General features: G+C 64.4%; 10 protein-coding genes. 7 read left to right on the top strand and 3 right to left on the bottom strand.

Features of this window, described 5'->3' with window-relative positions:
• Together AC0KWY_RS20705 and AC0KWY_RS20700 are read right to left on the bottom strand one after the other, a co-directional pair.
• A complete protein-coding gene (locus AC0KWY_RS20705; RefSeq protein ID WP_474027378.1) occupies positions 1-2,523 on the bottom strand; it encodes a circularly permuted type 2 ATP-grasp protein in 2,523 nt (840 codons plus the stop codon).
• Positions 2,524-2,595: 72 nt separating this feature from the next.
• Positions 2,596-5,976 (bottom strand): transglutaminase family protein, encoded by a 3,381-nt coding sequence (locus AC0KWY_RS20700; protein ID WP_474027377.1) that lies wholly within the window; start codon positions 5,974-5,976, stop codon positions 2,596-2,598.
• A gap of 456 nt (positions 5,977-6,432) precedes the next feature.
• Here AC0KWY_RS20700 and AC0KWY_RS20695 point away from each other — a divergent pair, with 456 nt between their 5' ends.
• Positions 6,433-7,503, top strand: a complete 1,071-nt coding sequence (locus AC0KWY_RS20695) for an IS30 family transposase (RefSeq protein ID WP_474025629.1) — start codon at positions 6,433-6,435, stop codon at positions 7,501-7,503.
• A 547-nt stretch (positions 7,504-8,050) separates the two neighbouring features.
• Here the strand turns inward: AC0KWY_RS20695 and AC0KWY_RS20690 are convergent.
• The gene (locus tag AC0KWY_RS20690; RefSeq protein WP_474027376.1) at positions 8,051-11,116 is read right to left on the bottom strand and encodes a CHASE domain-containing protein; all 3,066 of its coding nucleotides are present in this window, start codon (positions 11,114-11,116) and stop codon (positions 8,051-8,053) included.
• Between the two features lie 239 nt (positions 11,117-11,355).
• On the opposite strand from AC0KWY_RS20690, the gene AC0KWY_RS20685 reads away from it, so the two are divergent.
• The 6 genes from AC0KWY_RS20685 to AC0KWY_RS20660 all read left to right on the top strand — a co-directional run bounded on the left by AC0KWY_RS20685 (position 11,356) and on the right by AC0KWY_RS20660 (position 21,488).
• The gene (locus AC0KWY_RS20685; protein ID WP_474027375.1) at positions 11,356-14,724 is read left to right on the top strand and encodes a hybrid sensor histidine kinase/response regulator; all 3,369 of its coding nucleotides are present in this window, start codon (positions 11,356-11,358) and stop codon (positions 14,722-14,724) included.
• 65 nt (positions 14,725-14,789) lie between these two features.
• The gene (locus AC0KWY_RS20680) at positions 14,790-15,155 is read left to right on the top strand and encodes a hypothetical protein (RefSeq protein WP_474027374.1); all 366 of its coding nucleotides are present in this window, start codon (positions 14,790-14,792) and stop codon (positions 15,153-15,155) included.
• A 27-nt stretch (positions 15,156-15,182) separates the two neighbouring features.
• On the top strand, positions 15,183-16,109 hold the full coding sequence (locus AC0KWY_RS20675) for a response regulator (RefSeq protein ID WP_374328610.1): 927 nt from the start codon (positions 15,183-15,185) through the stop codon (positions 16,107-16,109).
• A 477-nt stretch (positions 16,110-16,586) separates the two neighbouring features.
• Positions 16,587-18,929: an EcoAI/FtnUII family type I restriction enzme subunit R gene (gene hsdR / locus AC0KWY_RS20670; RefSeq protein WP_474027373.1), complete on the top strand. Its 2,343-nt coding sequence runs from the start codon at positions 16,587-16,589 to the stop codon at positions 18,927-18,929.
• Between the two features lie 16 nt (positions 18,930-18,945).
• The gene (locus AC0KWY_RS20665) at positions 18,946-20,439 is read left to right on the top strand and encodes a type I restriction-modification system subunit M (protein WP_474027372.1); all 1,494 of its coding nucleotides are present in this window, start codon (positions 18,946-18,948) and stop codon (positions 20,437-20,439) included.
• Entirely contained in the window at positions 20,436-21,488 is a 1,053-nt protein-coding gene (locus tag AC0KWY_RS20660; protein ID WP_474027371.1) for a PDDEXK nuclease domain-containing protein, read from the top strand. The genes AC0KWY_RS20665 and AC0KWY_RS20660 overlap by 4 nt, the downstream gene beginning before the upstream one ends.
• Positions 21,489-21,494 lie beyond the last annotated feature (6 nt).

The following is a 21,494-nucleotide window of genomic DNA, read 5'->3' as shown; positions in this document are numbered from 1 at the left end:
TTACAGCGCCATGGTCTGCCGGCTGATGTCGCCGACGTGGGTGAAGTAGCGCATGGCCAGGGCATCCGACAGCGCGGCGGCGGCGGCGACCAGGTCGTCGAGCAGGAGCGCCAGATCCTCGCACGGCGCACTGCAGCTGCACTGGCTGAACTGCAGGCGTTCCAGCGGTTCCAGCGGGAAACGCTGGAGGCGGCGGGCGGCACGCTGCAGGCGTTCGATCGGTTCGTGGCCGATTTCCTCGGCCATCCGTTCGACGTAGCGACCGAGCGCTTCGACCTGGAAGAGAACGCCGTGCGGGTTGCTCTCGTCGAACACCAGCAGGTCGATCACCGGCAGCAGTTCGGCCTGGCGCGAATAGCGCGAACGGTAGGTGATGATCGAGTCGGCCAGTTCGAGCAGCCAGTCGAGACAGCCGGGCGCCCGGCTGGACGGCATGCGCAGGAAGTGGGCGATGGCCAGCGCGAGGAAGGTGAGGCGCTCGAGGCGGCGGCCGACGATGAGGAAACGCCAGCCGTCGTCGCGCGTCATGTTGTCCATCGCGAAGCCGTTGAGCGATGCCGAGACGAGCAACACGCGGTCGAGGAAGGCGATCGCCTCGGTCAGCGTCGGGTGCTTCTTCTGCGCCGCCTGCTGCTCGCGCTGCAGGCTGTTCAGCGAATGCCAGTGATCGAGCGAGAGGCGCTCGCGGACGTGCGTCGCCGACCACATCAGGCTGCGGATGCCGCCGGCCAGGCTACCCGGCTGACGCGGATCGTAGATCGCCTCGAGCAGCACGTGCTCGCTGCCCTCGCCGCTCGGATCGTCCTCCTCCGGCTCGGGCAGGACGCCGAGCCGTTCGGCCAGTTCGAGGATGGACGCCACCGCCGGCGTCTTGCCGCCGCCGGCATCGACCACCCGCGCCAGGGCGACGCGCAGCAGGCGGGCGCTGTCGTCGAAGCGCTCGGAATAGCGGCCGAGCCAGAACAGGTTCTCGACCACGCGCGACGACAGGTTGGCGCCGGAACGCACCAGGTCGCGCACGCCGAACGAGGTCTTGAGCAGCGTGAAGTCGCTGACCGGGCCGTCGGTCAGCACCCAGGTGTCCTTCGACGCGCCGCCGCGCTGCATCGAGATGATGCGCGCGCCGGCGCCCTGCGCGACGCGGGTCAGGCCGCCCGGCATCACCGAATACTCGCCCGCCGCGTTGACCGCCGCGTAGGCGCGCAGGCCGACCGGGCGGGCGATCAGGCGGCGCTCGTGGGCGCGGCTCCAGGTCGGCGCCTGCGCCAGGTTGACCATTTCCTGGGCGACGTAGGCGTGCGGCCGGGCCTCGATGCGGCGCAGCATTTCCTCGCGCTCGGCACCTTCCAGTTCGTGGCCGAACACCGGTTCCATGCGTTGGGTCGGGTAGGCCGGCTTGATCACCAGATCGTCGAAGTTTTCCTTGACGAACTCGAGCGCCGGCTTCTCGCCGCACCACCAGGTCGCCACCGACGGCATGGCCAGTTTCTCGCCCAGCAGTTCGCGACAAAGCGCCGGCAGGAAGCCCATCAGCGCGCCGGAGGCGAGCAGGCCGCTACCGAGCGCGTTGGCGATGGCGACGCGGCCGGCGCGGGCGACGTTGAGCAGGCCGGGAATGCCGAGCGCCGAATCGCCGCGCAGTTCGAGCGGATCGCAGTAGTCGTCGTCCTGCCGGCGCAGGATCACATGCACGCGCTTGAGGCCGCGCAGCGTCTTCAGGTACACGGTATCGCCGCGCACCGTCAGGTCCTGCCCCTCGACCAGCGGGAAGCCGAGGTAGCGCGCCAGGTAGGCGTGCTCGAAGTAGGTTTCGTTGTACGGCCCCGGCGTCAGCAGCACGATGTGCGGCTGCTCGCCCGGATCGAGCGGCGCCAGCGCGGTCAGCCCGCTCTGCTGGTCGCGGAAGAAATCGGCCAGGTGCTGGACGTGCAGGTCGCGGAACATTTCCGGGAAGACGCGCGAGACGACCAGCCGGTTTTCCAGCGCGTAGCCGGCGCCGGACGGCGCCTGCGTGCGGTCGGCGATCACCCACCAGCGGCCGTTCGGCGAGCGCGCCAGGTCGACCGCGTAGTGGTGCAGCCAGATGCCGCCCGGCGGCTTGACGCCCTGGCAGGGCCACAGGTAGCCATGCTGCCCATAGACCAGCGCCGGCGGCAGCAGGCCCTTGGCGAGCAGCGTCTGCGGGCCGTAGAGATCGGCCAGGATGGCGTTGAGCAGCTTCGCCCGCTGCGCGACGGCGGACGAGACTTCGGCCCATTCGTCCGGCGGAATGATCAGCGGCACCGGATCGAGCACCCACGGCCGGTCGGCGCCGTTGGGATCGGCGTAGACGTTGTAGGTGACGCCGTTTTCCAGGATCCGCCGGTCGGCGAAGTCGAGCCGCTGGTGCATGTCCTCGGGCGACACCGCGTCGAGGTGATCGAAGAAGCGCCGCCAATGCGGACGCACGTTACCGTCCGCCATCAACATTTCGTCGTAGCGGCGACCACTGTGCGGATAGATGGCGAGAAGGGTGCGGGCCATGGAGAAGGAAAAGAAACAGGCCGGATACCGGCCTGTCACGCGGTTGGCCGCGGAAAGCCGCGGCCTGACCGGTTAAAAACGGCGCAAGTCTAGCGTAAACGGGTGCTCGGTGCTGACTTCCGGCGCCGCCGCGATCATCCGCCCCGGCGTGTGGCCGAAGCGGAAGAAACGCGCCAGCCGACGGCTCTCGGCCTCGAAGGAATTAACCGGGAAGACGTCGTAATTGCGCCCGCCCGGGTGGGCGACGTGGTACTGGCAACCGCCCAGCGAACGCTGCATCCAGGTATCGACGATGTCGAACACCAGCGGCGCATGGACGCCGACCGTCGGGTGCAGGCAGGACGCCGGCTGCCAGGCGCGGTAGCGGACGCCGGCGACGAACTCGCCGTTCCTGCCGGTGCTCTGCAGCGGCACGGCAACGCCGTTGCAGGTCAGCACGTAGCGGTCCGGCGCCATGCCGGTGACCTTGACCTGGACGCGCTCGACCGAGGAATCGACGAAGCGCACCGTGGTCCCGACCGAGCCCTCCTCGCCCATCACGTGCCAGGGTTCGAGCGCGTGGCGCAGTTCGAACTCGATGCCCTTGACGGCGAAATCGCCGTATTTCGGGAAGCGGAACTCGAAGTGCGGGGCGAACCATTCCTTCTTGAAGGCGAAGCCGGCAAGCTGCATTTCTTCCATCACGTCGGCGAAATCCTGCTCGACGAAATGCGGCAGCATGAAGCGGTCGTGCAGTTCGGTGCCCCAGCGCGCCAGCTTGGGCGGGCTGTACGGTGCCTGCCAGAAGCGGGCGATCAGGGCGCGCAGCAGCAGTTGCTGGGCGAGCGACATGCGCGCGTGCGGCGGCATTTCGAAGGCGCGCAGTTCAAGCAGGCCAAGGCGGCCGGTCGGACCGTCCGGCGAGTACAGCTTGTCGATGCAGAACTCGGCACGGTGCGTGTTGCCGGTGACGTCGATCAGCAGGTTGCGCAGGATGCGGTCGATCAGCCAGGGCTGGACCGAATTTGCAAAACCAGCGCCGGGATTGGGAATCTGCTTGAAGGCGATTTCCATCTCGTACAGCGAGTCGTTGCGCGCCTCATCGACACGCGGCGCCTGGCTGGTCGGGCCGATGAACAGGCCGGAGAACAGGTAGGACAGGCTCGGATGGTTGTGCCAGTAGGCGATCAGGCTCTTCAACAGGTCCGGCCGACGCAGGAAGGGCGAATCGTTCGGCGTCGCGCCGCCCAACACGAAGTGGTTGCCGCCGCCGGTACCGGTGTGGCGACCGTCGAGCATGAATTTCTCGGTGGTCAGCCGGGAGTAGTAGGCCGACTCGTAGAGGTGCGTGGTCTGGTTGACCAGTTGGTCCCAGCTCTTCGCCGGGTGGATGTTGACCTCGATCACGCCGGGGTCGGGCGTCACGCGGAAATGCGTCAGGCGCGGGTCGGACGGCGGCTCGTAGCCTTCGAGGATGACCGGCAGGCGCATTTCCTCGGCGGTCGCTTCGACGGCGGTGACGATTTCCAGGTAGTCGTCGAGCGTCTGCGTCGGCGGCATGAAGATGTAAAGCTTGCCATCGCGCGGTTCGGCGCACATCGCCAGGCGGGTGATCCAGGCGGCGGATTCCTTGAAGCCGGGGACCGTGTCGGTCGGCTTCTCCCAGGGCCGGGTCCGGCCCTCGCCCTCGGCCAATCCGTCCGCGCCAGGCGCGCCGCTGCGCCGCGTCTGCATCTGCGGCACGCGGGCGCCGGCTTCGCCGCTGACGCGGGCGCGCAGCGCGGCGTAACTGGCCAGCGGATCGGTCGCCGTTTCGGCGTCCGGCACATTGACGTAGGGGTAGTCGCTCTGCGCCGTCCACGGCTGCGAGTCGATCGGCAGCCGGTAACCCATCGCCGAATCGCCCGGGAACAGGTAACAGCGCTCGGCGCGCAGGAACCACGGCCCGGTCTGCCATTCGTTGCGGACGTTCTTCATGATCGGCAGCGTGTGGCCGACGACATGGGTCATGCCCTGGGTGAACACCTTCATCAGCCGGGCGCGTTCGAGCGCGTCATCGACGCGCGAATCGAAGGGATCGACGTTGCCCGGCAGGCGGCGCTCGCGCCACATGTAGTAATAGACATCCTCGTAAGCCGGGAAGACATGGTCGCCAGTAACGCCCAGGCGCTCGGCGACGCGCTTGAGGAATTGCCCGGCCTGCTCGGCGCTGACGCCGTAATCCTTGCGCTCGTCGGCGTACAGCGCCGGGTTGTTCCAGACCGGTTCGCCATCCTTGCGCCAGAAGCAGTTCAGCGACCAGCGCGGCAACTGTTCGCCGGGATACCACTTGCCCTGGCCGAAATGCATCAGGCCGTTGGGCGCGTATTTCTCGCGCAGACGGTGGAAGATGTCGGCCGCCAGCAGACGCTTGGTCGGCCCCATCGCCGCCGTGTTCCATTCGGCGCCATCGGGGTCGTCGACCGAAACGAAGGTCGGCTCGCCGCCCTGGGTCAGGCGGACATCCATGCGCAGCAGCTCGTCGTCGATCTGGTGGCCGAGCCCTTCGATCTCGAGCCACTGTTCATCCGTGTACGGCTTGGTGACGCGCGGCGCCTCCCAGATCCGGGTGACCTGCATGTGGTGTTCGAACGCGGTCTCGCACTCGTCGATGGCGCCGGTCACCGGCGCCGCGGAAGCGGGTTCCGGCGTGCACGCAAGCGGAATGTGGCCTTCGCCGGCGAACAGGCCGGAAGTCGGATCGAGCCCGATCCAGCCGGCCCCCGGCAGATACACTTCGGCCCAGGCGTGCAGGTCGGTGAAATCGGCCTCCGGGCCGGACGGACCGTCGAGCGACTTGACGTCGGCGGTGAGCTGGATCAGGTAACCGGAAACGAAACGCGCCGCCAGCCCGAGGTGACGCAGGATCTGCACCAGCAACCAGGCCGTGTCGCGGCAGGAACCGGTCTTCTTGACCAGGGTTTCCTCCGGCGTCTGGACGCCCGGCTCCATCCGGATCGTGTAGCCGATCTCCTGCTGCAACTGCGCGTTGAGGCCGACCAGGAAATCGACGCTGCGCTTCTTGGTGCGCGGAATCGCCGCCACATATTTGTCGAACAACTCGCCGCCGGCCACCTTGTACAGGTAAGGCGTCAACTCGTGGCGCTGCCAGGCCTCGTAATCGAACGGAAACTCCTCGGCATGCGGCTCGAGGAAAAAATCGAAGGGATTGATCACCGACATCTCGGCGACCAGGTCGACCTCGAAGCTGAACTCGCGGGTCTTCTCCGGGAACACCAGGCGGGCCAGGTAATTGCCCTGCGGGTCCTGCTGCCAGTTGATGAAATGCTGGTCCGGCCCGACCTTCAGCGAGTACGACAGGATGCGCGTCCGCGAATGCGGACAGGGCCGCAGGCGGATCACCTGCGGGCCGAGATTGATCGAACGATCGTATTTGTACTTGGTGACGTGACTCAGTGCGACGTGTTTGGACACGGGTAGGCTCCGGGGAGTTTGTTTGACAGCTTAAAAGCAAGACGCGAACCAGCTTGCAAGGCGTTGATTTTTATCGGTAGGGATTTTGCGGCGCACTTGATGAAGGCTTGATGTCGGGATAGTGGCACCAGGATGGTGCGTTCGCGATGGAAGTGGGGAGGCGGATGAGCGATATTGGTTCATTGGAGGGGTGGCTTGGTGAAGCGTTGGTTTTTGGTGCTTGAGGGCGGGCGGCTTTGGTTTCTGAAGCGCTGGGCTCCGCGCCTGACGCGCGGGTGTGTTCGGTTGCTGAAGCGCTGCTTTTAGCTGCTGCCGCCGTTGACCGCGAAGCGGCTTTGGCTTCTGATGCGCTGGGTTCCGCGCCTGACGCGCGGGCGTACTTTCTTTTTTTTGGAAAAAAGAAAGTAGCGGCGGTTTCAAATCCCAAGTGCAACACTTCATAACCGGAGGAGTTGCATGACGAGAACGTATCAACAATTGAGTGCGGAAGAACGCGGCGTGGTAATGGCGATGAAGGAGCAGGCCAGTAGTGCGCGGGCGATAGCCAAGGTGCTTGGCAGATCGCCCAGCACCATCACGAGAGAACTTCGCCGCAACGGCTACCAGAGCGAAGAGGAGCAATGCGTCATGGGACGCCCCCGAGTGGCTGGCGGCTACGATGCAAACCGCGCCGGCAAGCGAGCCCGGCGGGTGCGACGTGCGGCCTGGCCGGTGCGCAAGCTCCACCGCCAAGGCGCCTTGTGGGCCGAGGTCAGGGCGTTGCTGGAACGCAAGCTCTCGCCCGAGCAGATTGCTGCCAAACTCAAGCAACGCCACCCTGAGCAGCCCCAATTGCAAGCCTCCCACGAAACCATCTACACCGCGATCTATGCCATGCCCAAGGGCGATCTTCGCCGCGAACTGGTCGTCCTGCTGCGCCAGGGGCGAGGCGCACGCAAGCCTCGCACGCGAGGCAAAGATCGGCGGGGATCGCTGCAGGACATGCTGAGCATCCACGTACGCCCGCCCGAGGCCAGCGACCGCTTGCTGCCTGGCCACTGGGAGGGCGACCTGATCAAGGGCAAGGCCAACGCTTCGGCTGTCGGCACCCTGGTGTGCCGCAAGTCGCTGTTTGCCATGCTGGTCAAGCTCGACGGCAGTACGGCGATCGATGCGCTCAACGGATTCACGCAGGCCTTCAGCGGGCTGCCGCCTGAGATCCGACAGACCCTCACCTATGACCAAGGCAAGGAGATGGCGCTGCACAAGAAGCTGGCCGAGAACACCGGCCTGAAAATTTACTTTTGTGATCCTCACAGCCCGTGGCAACGTGGCATCAATGAGCACACCAATGGTTTGCTGCGCCAATATTTGCCGAAGGGCACTGACCTGAGTGTCCACTCCCAGCGCGAACTCGATCACATGGCCTGGGAACTCAATATGCGGCCGAGAAAAACCCTGGGGTGGCGCTCTCCCGCCGAGGTGTTCTTCGATAACATCTTCATGGACAAAGCAGGGCTGATTCCAAATGTTGCACTCGGTCTTTGAAACCGCCAGCCAAAGAAAAAGCCACCCCCAGGTCGGCGCCGGGCTGCGCCCGGTCCCTTGCGCTACTCGGCGCGCCGGGCGGCTGCGGAACTCGGCCCTGCGGGCCTCAGACAGTCCTCGCCGACTTCCCCCGGCACCCCTGCGTTGCTCAGCGCCTCTCAGGGGGGCCCCGAAAAACGTCTCTGCTGAATGGCCAAGGTTTAAACCTCCTCCTTTTCCGTTCCGCTCGGTTTGCCGGGCCCCTTGGGAGGCGCCGAGCAACGCAGGCGTTGGCGGATAAAGGGCGAGCACTGTCTGAGGGGCAAAGCCCCGAGTTGCGCAGCCCCCGCCAACGACGAGTAGCGCAGGGTACCCGCGCAGCGGGCGCCGACCTAGGGTCGCCTTCTTCTTTGGCTACTTTCTTCTTGGCGAAACAAGAAGAAAGTACGCCCGCGCATCAGGCGCGGAACACAGCAGTCAAAAAACCAAAGCCGCCCGCCCATCAGGCGTAAAAAACAGCGGTCGAAAAACCCAATACCCCCACCGGAAAACCGCAAAAAACAGCGCCTCAAACGCGAGACCCAGCCCCCAGTTCAAACCACCGCATCATCACCAGAAAAAGCACATCCGGATCAACCGGCTTGGTGATGAAGTCGTTCATGCCGGCGGCCAGGCAGCGGCGCCGGTCTTCGACGAAGGCGTTGGCGGTCATCGCCAGGATCGGCGTCGTCGCGTATCCCGATAGCTGGCGGATGGCCTGGGTGGCGGCCAGACCGTCCATGACCGGCATCTGGACGTCCATCAGGATCAGGTCGTAGGGCATGCGGCTGGCCTTTTCCAGCGCTTCGGCGCCGTCGGAGGCGACATCGACGGCGAGCCCGAGCGATACGCCCAGCAATTCGCGGGCGACTTCCTGGTTGATCGGGTCGTCTTCGACCAGCAGGATGCGCCGGTCGCCGTAATGGCGCCGGATGATGGTTTCGGCTTCGCTGCCGCCGATGGTCGCCGAGACGCTTCGGGTCGATGCGGCGTTGACCTTGGCGAAGCGGAGCACGAAACTGAACCGGCTGCCGACGCCCGGTGTGCTTTCCACCTCGATCCTGCCCCCCATCAGCTCGACCAGCCGCTTGCTGATGGCGAGGCCGAGCCCGGTGCCGCCGTGGCGGCGGGTGATCGAGGTATCGGCCTGCTCGAAGGGGGCGAAGATGCGTTGCAGGGCATCGGCGTCGATGCCGATCCCGGTATCCTCGACACTCAGCCGCAGCGTGATGTCGTCGCGGCTTTCCGCCTCGACCTCGGCGGCGATCGTCACCCCACCGCGTTCGGTGAACTTCACGGCATTGGTCAGCAGATTGAGCAGGATCTGCTGCAGGCGCAGCGGATCGCCGAGGAGTTCCAGACTGGCGAGGCGGGGATCGATCTGCCGGGTGAGAGAGAGATGCCGCGCCTCCAGGCGTTCGTGGATCAAACTATCGACATCGGCAAGGAGGCTGCCGAAGCGGAATGGCACATGCTCCAGCGTCAGTCGCTCGGCATCGATCTTGGACAGGTCGAGGATGTCGTTGAGCAGATGCAGCAGGTGGTTGGCCGCCCCGGAAATCTTGCCCAGCTTGTCGCACAGCGCCGGATCGTCGTAGCGGCGCTGCAGGATGCTGGCCAGACCGATGATGGCGTTCATCGGCGTGCGCAATTCGTGGCTCATGTTGGCGAGGAAACTGCTCTTCGCCCGGTTGGCGGCTTCGGCGGCTTCCTTGGCAACCGACAGTTCGCCGGTGCGGGCGGCAACCAGGTCTTCCAGATGCAGGCGGTTCTGTTCGAGCTCCGCCTCCACCCGCTTGCGTTCGGAGACGTCGAGCAGGACGCCGATGACGGCCGGCCGGCCCTCGTGCTCCATGACCCGGCCATAGACTTCGACGTCCAGCCGGCTGCCGTCGCGGCGCACACCGGTGAAGGAGTAATTGACCGCCTCGACTTCGCCGCTGACCCGGCGCCGCAGGTTTTCCGCCACCGTCTCCCGCGCTTCCGGCGCCACCAGCTCGCTGACGGCAACCCGGTCGATCACCTCGTCCGGGCTGGCAAAGCCGAACATCTCGGCAAAGCGCGGGTTGACGTAGGGGAAACGGCCGTCCTGGATGATGTAGACGCCGACCAGGGATTGCTCGATCAGGCCGCGGAACTTGCGCTCGGCGGTGAGCAACGCCTGCTCCGCCTGGCGGCGGCGGGCGATGTCGCGACAGAGGCCGAGGACGTTGCCGTTCGGCAGCAGGACCGCGCTCATTTCGGCAAAGGCACTCGTACCATCCTTGCGCCGCAGTTCGATCTCGGTAAAACAGTGCCCCTCGCCGACGATCCGTTCGAAGATGCGGTGGTGCGCGTCGATCAAGCCAGCCGGGGAAAGCCCGCCGATATCCATGGCCAGCAGTTCGGCGGAGGTATAGCCGACGAATTCGCCGGCCTTCTGGTTGACGTATTCGTAATGACCGTCGGAACGGGCGATGAAAACCGCATCCGGCGAATTGTCGAGAATGCTGCGCAACGACTGCTCGCTTTCCCGCAGCCGATCAGCAATCGTTTCGACCCGCCGGTTGTAGCGGGAATTGCTGTAGAGCAGCCCGAAGATCATCAGCGCCAGCAACAGCCCGTAACCGGCAACGCTCTCCGGCAGATGACTGGTAAACGCGACGTCGAACTCGGAACGACTCTGGAAACGGGCCACCCAGCGGTGACCGCCCAGCTCCAGCGGCAACTCGACGGTATGGCGGCCGGCCGGCGCCCCCTCGCCGTCCGCCCGGGTGTCGTAAAGCAGGTTTTCCGGCGCCGCCGTCGCGTCGAACAGCGCCAGATCGACGTCCCTTTCCCGGCTGTCCATGATCTCGCGCAGCAGATCGCCAGCCCGGAAGGGGCTGAAAACGAAGCCGGCGACAGCGATTCGCCGCTCCTCGACAGTATTGCGCGGCAAGTCGGTACGATAGACCGGCAGGTAGATCAGGAAACCGGGTTGCCGCTCCGGACCGTCCGGCTCCTGCTTGAGGATCACCTTGCCGCTCAGCGCCGGCTGGCCGCTGTCGCGCCCCCGCTCCATGGCTGCGCGACGCGCCGCGTCGGTCAGCATGTCGTAGCCGATCGCCCGCTGGTGGCGCGCGTTCTGCGGTTCGAGATAGACGACGCTGCTGTACTGCTCGCGAATACCCGGCGGCCGGATTTCATGGGGAAAAATGCCGTCCGCCCGCAGCGTCTGCTCGAACGCAGCCTTGTCCGCGGGTGCCACCAGCAGCGCCAGACCCAGGCCTTGCGAGCCGCGCAGGTTGCCGCCCAACTGCAGGCGGTCGACATAGCGCCGCCATTCCTCGCGGCTAACCTGGTCGCTGGCTTCGAAAAAAGCGGCGGCGCCGCGCAGCACCTGCTCATGCGCCGACATCCGCTGCCGGATGTAATCGCGCTCCTTCTCAGCCCGGTAGAGGAAGCGTTCGCTGGCGCGGTGATTGGCGCTTTCCTGGGCGATATACCAGGCGGCGAAGGTGAGCAACAACAGCAGCCCGAGGACGATCCAGGGCAAGGCATCGGGACGCAGGAAACCCCAGCGATGCAGGCCTGACGACGATGACTCTCGCGAACCGGCGGATTGGATGGGCAAATTTGCTCCAGTCACTAGGCAGGCAGTTTCGGGAACATGCCCCCCGAAAACACCAGTATGTTGATTCGAAACGATTTCAAGCGCAGCGCAAGCTGACCGACGACGGCCACTGCGATACGCCGGCCAACGGCACAAGTGTCTTACGCCAGACGCATCTCGTCCAGTATCACGAATGGGATAGACGCCCGGAATCGAGCGCCGCAAAACCTCGCGGCACAAAACCTGCTTCAAACTGGTGCATGAACCAGAACGCCCCCGCCCAACGCATCATCAAGATCCGCCGCGACTACAACACCTGGGTCGCCAACGAGACGCTCGAAGACTACGCGCTGCGCTTCACGCCGCGCAGTTTCCGCAAGTGGTCGGAGCTGCGCGTCGCCAACACCGCCTTCGGCGCGGCCTCCTTCCTGGTGCTCGAAGCGGTCGGCGCGACCATGCTGGTCAACGCGGGGTTCATCAACGCCTTCTGGGCGATCCTGGCAACCGGCCTGATCATCTTCCTGCTCGGCCTGCCGATCAGCGTCACCGCCGCCCGGCACGGGCTGGACATGGACTTGCTGACGCGCGGCGCCGGTTTCGGCTACATCGGCTCGACCATCACCTCGCTGATCTACGCCTCGTTCACCTTCATCTTCTTCGCCCTCGAAGCGGCGATCATGGCCTACGCGCTTGAGCTCGCCTTCGGCCTGCCGCCGGCCTGGGGCTACCTGGTCTGCGCCGTCGTGGTGATCCCGATGGTCACCCACGGCGTCACCGCGATCAGCCGTTTCCAGGCGTGGACGCAGCCGCTGTGGATTTTCCTGCTGGTGCTGCCCTACGTCTTCGTGCTGATCGAGGAACCCGACGCCTTTGCCGGGCTGCTCGCCTACGCCGGCGAAAAGGGTAACGGCGGCAGTTTCAACCCGCACCTCTTTGGTGCAGCACTGACCGTCGGCATCGCCATGGTGACCCAGATGGGGGAACAGGTCGATTACCTGCGCTTCATGCCCGAGAAGACGCCCGCCAACCGCGGCCGCTGGTGGTTCGGCGTGATCGTCGGCGGGCCGGGCTGGGTGCTGCCCGGCATCCTCAAGATGCTGGGCGGCGCGCTGCTCGCCTGGCTGGTGCTGCGCAACGGTTTTGCGCCGGACAAGGCGGTCGACCCCAACCAGATGTATTTGATCGGCTTCTCGCACGTCTTCGACAACACGACGCTGGCGATCGCCGTCACGGCCATCTTCGTCATCGTCTCGCAACTCAAGATCAACGTCACCAACGCCTACGCCGGCTCGCTCGCCTGGTCCAACTTCTTCGCCCGGCTGACGCACAGCCATCCGGGGCGCGTCGTCTGGGTCGTGTTCAACACGGCAATTGCCCTGCTGCTGATGGAGCTCAACGTCTTCCAGGCGCTCGGCCAGGTGCTCGGGCTCTACTCGAACATCGCCATCTCGTGGATGGCGGCGGTGGTTGCCGACCTCGTGATCAACAAGCCGCTCGGCCTGTCGCCGAAGGGCATGGAGTTCAAGCGCAGCAACCTCTACGACATCAACCCGGTCGGCGTCGGCGCCATGGCCGCCGCCTCGCTGCTCTCGGTGGCCACCTTCACCGGCCTGTTCGGCGCCGGCATCCAGCCCTACGCGCCCTTCGTGGCGATGGCGGCGGCCTTCGTCATCTCGCCGCTGATCGCCTGGCGCACCGGCGGCCGCTACTACCTGGCGCGGCCGGCGAATGTCGCGGTCGACTCGCACAAATGCGCGATTTGCGAGCGCGACTACGAGCCCGAGGACATGGCCCATTGCCCGGCCTACCAGGGGCCGATCTGTTCGCTGTGCTGCTCGCTCGACGCCCGCTGCCACGATCTCTGCAAGCCGAAGGCCAGCCTCGCCGCGCAGTGGCACGCGCTGCTCGCCCGCCTGCTGCCGAAGGCCGCCCTGCCCTACCTGGAAACCGGCCTCGGCCACTACCTGCTGCTGATGCTCGGCATCGTGCCGATCCTGGCGCTGGTCCTTGGCGTGCTGTACACGCACGAACTGCTGATGCTCGGCGACGGCAACCCGGCCATGGTCGCCGCGCTGCAGGAAACCTTCGTCAAGACCTTCGCCGCGCTGCTGCTGCTCTCCGGCGTCGGCGCCTGGTGGATGGTGCTGACCCAGGAAAGCCGGCGCGTCGCGCAGGAGGAATCGAACCGCCAGACGCAGTTGCTGCTGCAGGAAATCGAATCGCACCAGCGCACCGACGAGGCGCTGCAGAAGGCCAAGCAGGTGGCGGACGCCGCCAACCAGGCGAAGAGCCGCTACATCACGGCGATCAGCCACGAACTGCGGACGCCCCTGAACAGCATCCTCGGCTACGCCCAGATCCTCGACGCCGACCCCGACGTGCCGCCCCAGCGCAAGCAGGCGGTCAGCGTCATCCGCAAATCCGGCGACCACCTGCTGTCGGTGATCGAGGGCACCCTCGACATCGCCCGCATCGAAGGCGGCAAGCTGACGCTGGAAGTCAAGGCGATGGACTTCCCCGACTTCATGCAGCAGATCGTCGGCATGTTCGAGCTGCAGGCGCGCAACAAGGGGCTCTCCTTCGACTACCGGCCGGCCGGCGAGCTGCCCGCCGTGGTGCGCGCCGACGAGAAGCGGCTGCGCCAGATCCTGATCAACATCCTCGGCAACGCGGTCAAATTCACGGTGCGCGGCGGCGTCGAATTCAAGGTCGAATGCCGGCGCGAGATGGCCGTCTTCGAAATCCGCGACTCCGGCCCCGGCATCCCGGCCGAGGACATGGAACGCATCTTCGAACCCTTCGTCCGCGGCAGCACGGTGCAGGCCGGCGGCAGCGGCGTCGGCCTGACCATCGCCCGCATGCTGACCGACCTGATGGGCGGCGAGATGCAGGTATCGAGCACGCCCGGCGAGGGCACGCTGTTCCGCATCCGCCTCTTCCTGCCGCAGGTGCATTCGGCGCAGGCGGCGCGCGAACTGCCCCGGCTCAACCGCATCGGCTACGTCGGCGTGCGCCGGCGCATCCTCGTCGTCGATAACGAAAAGGTCGACCGCGACATGCTGCAGCGCGTGCTCGAACCGCTCGGCTTCATCGTCGACCAGGCGGCCAGCGGCTACGAGGCGCTGCAGGTCATTCCGCGGGTCAAGCCGCACCTCGTCTTCATGGACCTCGGCATGCCCGGCATCGACGGCTGGGAGACGATCCGCCGCATCCGCCAGCAGCAACTCACCGACGCGCAGATCGCCATCCTTTCCGCCAACGCCTTCGACAAGGGGCTGGACAACGATGTCGGCATCGCCCCCGAGGACTTCATCGTCAAGCCGCTCAAGGTCAATCAACTGCTCGACTGGCTGGGCAGGAAGCTCGACCTCGAATGGGTCACCGCCGACACGCCGCCGCCCGCCCCGAAGCCGGCCGAAGCGCCGCCGCTCGTCGCCCCGGCTGCGCAATACGTGGCAGCGCTGGAAGAAGCGATCAACCTCGGCTACCTGCGCGGCATCCTCAACCAGCTCGCCGAGATCGAAAAACTCGACGCCCGCCACGGCGAATTCGTCCGCGTCCTGCGCGAACTGGCGCGCCAGTTCCAGTTCGACGCGATGAAGGAAATCCTGAGGAAAATCTCCCGCTAAGGGCAACCGCCGCCGCCGCCATTGACGGCTAGAATGGCGCGGCGACACCACGGAGGCGCACAAGCATGGCCAAAACGAAATCCATCGAAGCCGCTCTGGCGATCAAGACCACCGCCGAACTGATCAACGGCCTCGACGCCCTGCGCGCCGCCTGGAAACTCGATCCGGCAAGCGTGCCCAAGGGCTTGTCCTGTTCCGAGAACAAGGACGGCCAGTTCATCTTGGTCGCCACCGAATCCGCCTTCGTCACACTCCCCGGCGCCTGCGTCATCAAAGGTATCGGCGCGGTCGAACTGCTCGGCACGGAGCCGGTTTTCGAGCCCGGCGCCAACTCGAAATCGCTGCTGTTGAAAGACACGGCGGATGGCTGGCAGTTTTCCGTCAAGTACGTGCCACCCATCGTGCGCGAGCGCAACGCCAAGAAAACCTAGCCCTGCGGCAATCTGCAAAAAGTCCCCATGAACCCAGTTGACCGCGCGATTTCCGACATCGTCCTGATCGTCGACGACGTCCCCGAAAACCTCTCGCTGCTGCACGACGCGCTCGACGAAGCCGGCTACACCGTGCTCGTTGCCACCAACGGCGAATCGGCGCTGCAGCGCGCGCGCCAGAGCCTGCCCGACGTCATCCTGCTCGACGCGCTGATGCCCGGCATCGACGGCTTCGAAGTCGCCCGCCGGCTGAAGGCCGACTTCGCGACGCAGCAGATCCCCATCGTCTTCATGACCGGCCTCACCGAAACCGAGCACGTCGTCGCCGCCTTCGCCGCCGGCGGCGCCGACTACGTGACCAAACCGATCCGCCCGGCCGAAGTCCTGGCGCGCATCGCCGCGCACATGCAGAACGCCCGCCAGATGAAGCAGGCGCGCAGCGCGCTCGACGCCTTCGGCCAAGCCACCGTCGCCGTGCGCGCCGCCGACAGCAAGATCGTCTGGCAGACGCCGCTCGCCCGCGACCTGCTCAACGCCTACTTCGCCAACCCGGAAACCGTCGCCCCGGAAGAACTGCTCGCCTGGATCGCCGCCGCCAACGCCGCCCGCCGCGATCAGCGCGAACCGGCGCCGCTGCTCACCGCCCAGGGCAACAAGCGCCTGCTCGCCTCCTTCCACGACCAGACCGGCGACGACGAATGGCTGGTCGTCCTGCGCGAAGAAAACGACGCCTCCGCCGTCGAATCCCTGATCGCCGCCTTCCGCCTCACCCAGCGCGAAGCCGAAGTGCTCTACTGGGTCGTCCAGGGCAAGACCAGCAAGGACATCGGCGACATCCTCGGCAGCAGCCCGCGCACGGTCAACAAGCACCTGGAGCACATTTACGAAAAGCTCGGGGTGGAAACGCGCACGGCGGCGGCGAATCTGGCGCTGGGGAAGATGCGGGGGAGTTGAGCGGTGAAATGCGCTGGAATCGAAAGGCTCGCATCGCCCCTCAAGCGACATTCACCGGCCAGGGTACGGGCGGCAGGTTTCTGATTGGCGCTGCCGTTCGGTACGGTGATTGAATGCGAACTGCTCGGCCTGAGCGGTCGTACAACCCTCGCTAGATCAGCGACAGGTGTTCTGCGATCAGAAGACCTTCAGGGCAGCGCAACCTCAACGGCCAGGATTCGGTATCGGCATCAGATGGCACCCGACCCCAAGCGGTAGTACCACCCTGCAACTTTCCAACAGCAGGTTCCTGAGCTGAGCAGTCTTACGGCGCGCTCAACCGCCGACAGGAAGTCGGCCATGGCCGACCGACCTGGTTTGCCGAATGGACGAGATATGCCGCTAAGCTGACATTGCAGAAACCGGATAAAATTTGCAGCCCTGCTATGCACCGATGGCGCAAACAAGCCATGCCCCATCCAACTTTGGACTCACCTGATGGATAGCAACGAGAAGAAGGAACTCAGCGAGTCTGACATCAAGGCCAAGTTCATTACGCCGGCGATCGTCCAGGCGGGTTGGGACGAGATGACGCAAATTCGCCGTGAGGTGACCTTGACGCCGGGCCCGGTCGTCGTTCGCGGCAATCTATCCTCGCGCAACAAGAAAAAGAAGAAATTCGCCGACTACGTGCTCCAGAAGGAAAAAGGCGTGCCGGTCGCGGTGGTCGAAGCCAAGGAAAACAACCACACCATCAGCCATGGTTTGCAGCAAGCCCTGGGCTACGCCGAAATCCTGGATGTGCCCTGCGCCTTCAGTTCCAACGGCGACGGTTTCGCCAGCCATAACAAGGCAGCTGCCGAAGGCGAAGACACTGAAACCGAATTCGGGCTGGATGCCTTTCCCTCGCCTGCGGAACTGTGGGCGCGTTACAAGCGTTTCAGAGGCATTACAGAAGGTCAGGAAGCGCTCGTCACCGAACCCTATTACGATGACGGCAGCAGCAAGGAACCCCGCTATTACCAGGCAGAAGCCGTCAACCGCGTGATCGAGAAAGTGGCCCAAGGCGAAAAGCGCCTGCTACTGGTCATGGCCACCGGCACTGGCAAGACCTACACCACCTTCCAGATCATCTACCGTCTCTGGAAGGCCAAGAAGGCCAAGCGCATTCTTTTCCTGGTGGACCGCAACATTCTGGCGGACCAGACACTGGTCAACGACTTCAAGCCCTTCGGCTCGGTCATGACCAAGATCCGCAACCGCAAGATCGACCCTTCCTACGAGGTTTATCTGGGCCTGTATCAGGCACTCACCGGTCCCGATGAGGAAGACAAGATATTCAAGTCGGTCAAGCGCGACTTTTTTGATCTGATCGTCATCGACGAGTGTCATCGTGGCAGCGCCAACGATGATTCCGCCTGGAAAGAAATTCTCGAATATTTCGACGGGGCCATCCAGCTGGGCATGACCGCCACGCCCAAGGAAACCAAATACGCTTCCAACATCACCTACTTTGGCGAACCGATCTACACCTATTCGCTGAAACAAGGCATTCAGGACGGATTCCTCGCCCCCTACAAGGTGGTGCGGATCGACATCGACAAGGACATTCACGGCTGGACGCCCCCGCCCGGCATGAAAGACGATCTCGGCAACGAGATCGAGCAGCGCGAATACAACCAGATCGACATGGACCGCATCCTGGTGCTCAACCAGCGCACCAAGCTCGTCGCCGAGCGCGTCATGAAGCTGCTCAACGCCACCGACCCGTTCCAGAAGACCATCATCTTCTGCGAAGACATCGACCACGCCGAGCGCATGCGCAAGGCCATCGTCAATGCTTCCGGTCCTCTGGCGAAAGCCAATAGCAAGTACGTGATGCGCATCACCGGCGACAGCATCGAGGGCAAGGCCGAACTGGACAACTTCATCGACCCGGAAAGCAGATACCCCGTCATCGCCACCACCTCGGAACTGCTGACCACCGGCGTCGATGCCAAGACCTGCAAGCTCATCGTGCTCGACAAGACCATCAACTCGATGACCACCTTCAAGCAGATCGTCGGCCGTGGCACGCGCATCGAAGAGTCGCAGAACAAATACTTCTTCACCATCATGGATTTCAAGAAGGCCACCGAGCTCTTCAAGGACCCGGATTTCGATGGCGAACCGGTCGTCATCTACGAGCCCGAAGATGACGACGACCCCGTTCCCCCCGATCCCGAAGGCGACGGCGAAGAGGGCGAAGCAGGGGGTGAAGAAGGCGAAATCATCAAGAAGTACCACGTCGGCGGCGTCACGGTTTACATCGTCGCCGAGCGCGTCGAGGTCTATGGCGAAGACGGCAAGATGGTCACCGAAAGCTACCGCGACTACAGCCGCAAGAACATCCGCCAGGAATTCGGCTCACTGGACGATTTCCTGCAAAAATGGAACGGCAGCAAGAAGAAGGCCGCCATCATCGAGGCGCTCGCCGAGTACGGCATCGAGCTGCCCAAGCTCGCCAGGGAAGTCGGCAAGGACTACGGCGATTTCGACCTCATCTGTCACATTGCCTTTGACCAGCCGCCCCTCACCCGAGCCGAGCGCGCCAACAACGTCAAGAAGCGCAACTACTTCACCCAGTACGGCGACAAGGCGCGCGCCGTGCTGGAAGCCCTGCTCGACAAATACGCCGACGAAGGCATCGTCAGCATCGAGAACAATAACGTTCTCAAGCTTGATCCTTTCAAGCGGCTGGGCACGCCGGTAGAAATCATCAACGGCGTCTTTGGTGGCAAGGCGCAATACGAAGCCGCCTTGCAGGCCCTCGAAACCGAACTCTTCAAACAAGCAAGTTAAGCAGTCAGAAAGCACCATGAGCAACGTCAGCGGCATCATCAAATCCATCCAGGACATCATGCGCAAGGATGTCGGCGTCGACGGCGACGCCCAGCGCATCAGCCAGTTGGTCTGGATGTTCTTCCTCAAGATCTACGATGACCGCGAAGCCGAAATCGAACTGCTGGAAGACCACTACAAATCGCCCCTGCCCGAGCATCTGCGCTGGCGCAACTGGGCGGCCGACCCCGAAGGCATGACCGGCGACGAGCTGGGCGACTTCGTGAACCTCCAGCTCTTTCCCACGCTGAAGAACAAGCTTGCGGTCAGCGGCCCCACCGGCGAGCGCGCCAAGGTCATCCGCAACGTCTTCGAGGATGCCTACAACTACATGAAGTCCGGCACCCTGATGCGGCAGGTCATCAACAAGATCTGCGAAATCAATTTCAACAATACGCAAGACCGCCACACCTTCGGCAGCATCTACGAGCAGATCCTGAAAGACCTGCAAAGCGCCGGCAACGCCGGCGAGTTCTACACCCCCCGCGCCGTCACCAAGTTCATCGTCGACCGGGTCGATCCCCAGCTCGCCGAAAGCGTGCTCGACCCCGCCTGCGGCACCGGCGGCTTTCTCGCCTGCGCCATCGACCACAAGCGCAACCGCTACGTGAAGAACGCGGCGGACGAAGCCGTCCTCGTCGCCAGCATTCACGGCGTCGAGAAGAAAGCCCTGCCGCACATGCTGTGCACGACCAACATGATCCTGCACGGCATCGACACCCCGACCCAGATCGAGCACGACAACATGCTCAGCCGCCGCGCCTACACCGACTACGGCGAGGCCGACCGCGTCAACGTCATCATCACCAACCCGCCCTTCGGCGGCATGGAAGAGGACGGCGTCGAAAACCAGTTCCCCGCGACCCTGCGCACCCGCGAAACCGCTGATCTGTTCATGGCGCTGGTCATCCGCCTGCTCAAGAGCCACGGCCGCGCCGCCGTGGTCCTGCCCGACGGCTTCCTGTTCGGCGAAGGCATGAAGACCCGCCTCAAGCAGACGCTGCTTGAGCAATGCCATCTGCACACCATCGTCCGCCTGCCCAATGGCGTGTTCAACCCCTACACCGGCATCAAGACCAACATTCTCTTCTTCACCAAGAAGCCCGAGGCCGAATGGCCGGCAACCAAGGAAGTCTGGTTCTACGAACATCCCTACCCCGAGGGCGTCACCAGTTACAACAAGACCCGCCCCATGCAGTTCGAGGAGTTCGCCACCGAATGCGCCTGGTGGGGCGACGAAGCCGACGGCTTCGCGGCCCGCGTCGAAACCCCGCAGGCCTGGAAAGTCAGCCGTGAAGACATCGCCGCCCGCAACTACAACCTCGACATCAAGAACCCGCACGTCGGCGAGCAGATCAGCCACGACCCGGAACAGCTCCTGCAGCAGTATCGGGCACAGCAGCAGGACATCCAGTCGCTGCGCGATCAGCTCAAGGGCATCCTCGCCGCAGCACTGGAGCGAGACGCATGAGCCGGCTTGAAAACACCGCCGTCCCGCCCGAGTTGTACCAGCAGATTCACGGCATCCTGCACGCCGCCCGTCAGCAGAGCTACCGCGCCGTCAACACCGCCATGGTCGAAGCCTACTGGCAGATCGGTCGCCGCATCGTCGACCATGAGCAAGGCGGCGAGGCCCGCGCCGCCTACGGCCAGGGCGTGCTCGCCGCGCTGGCCGCGCGCCTGACCGAAGATTTCGGCAAAGGCTTCACCACCGCCAACCTGCGCAATTTCCGTCAGTTCTACCTCACCTTCACCGACGAGCAGATTCGCTACGCACTGCGTAGCAATTTGACCTGGACCCACCTGCGCCAGCTCATGCGCATCGACAACCTCGACGCCCGCAACTGGTACATGAACGAAGCCAGCCAGCAAGGCTGGAGCGCCCGCGCCCTGGATCGCCAGATAGCCACTCTCTACTACGAGCGCCTGCTTTCCAGCCAGGACAAGGTCGCCCTCCGGCAGGAAGCCAGCAGCCTGATCGCCGCGCAAACCCCGGCCGATCCGCGCGACTTCATCCGCGACCCTTACATCCTCGAGTTCATCGGCGCCCAGCCCGGCGCCACCCTCTTCGAGAGCGAGCTGGAAACCGGCCTCATCCAGCAGCTACAAGCCTTCCTGCTGGAGCTGGGCAAGGGCTTCGCCTTTGTCGCCCGCCAGAAGCACCTGCGCGTTGAAAATGAAGACTGCTTCATCGATCTGGTCTTCTACAACTACCTGCTCAAATGCTTCGTGCTCATCGATCTCAAGATCGGCAAGCTTGCCCATCAGGATGTCGGCCAGATGGACATGTATGTGCGCGTATTCGAAGAGCAATACCGCGCCGAAGGCGACAACCCCACCCTGGGCCTGATCCTCTGTTCCGAGCGCAACGAAGCCGTCGCCAAATACTCGCTGCTCGCCGGCAGCCAGCAACTCTTCGCCAGCCGCTACCGCCCCTTCCTGCCCTCGGAGGCCGAACTGCAAGCCGAACTGCAACGCGACCGCGCCCTGCTCGAAAACCAGCGCGAGGCCCAGGCATGAACGCTG

It is taken from the genome of Azonexus sp. MM2026_4, from assembly GCF_055901855.1.
This window is presented reverse-complemented; position numbering and strand designations above follow the sequence as displayed.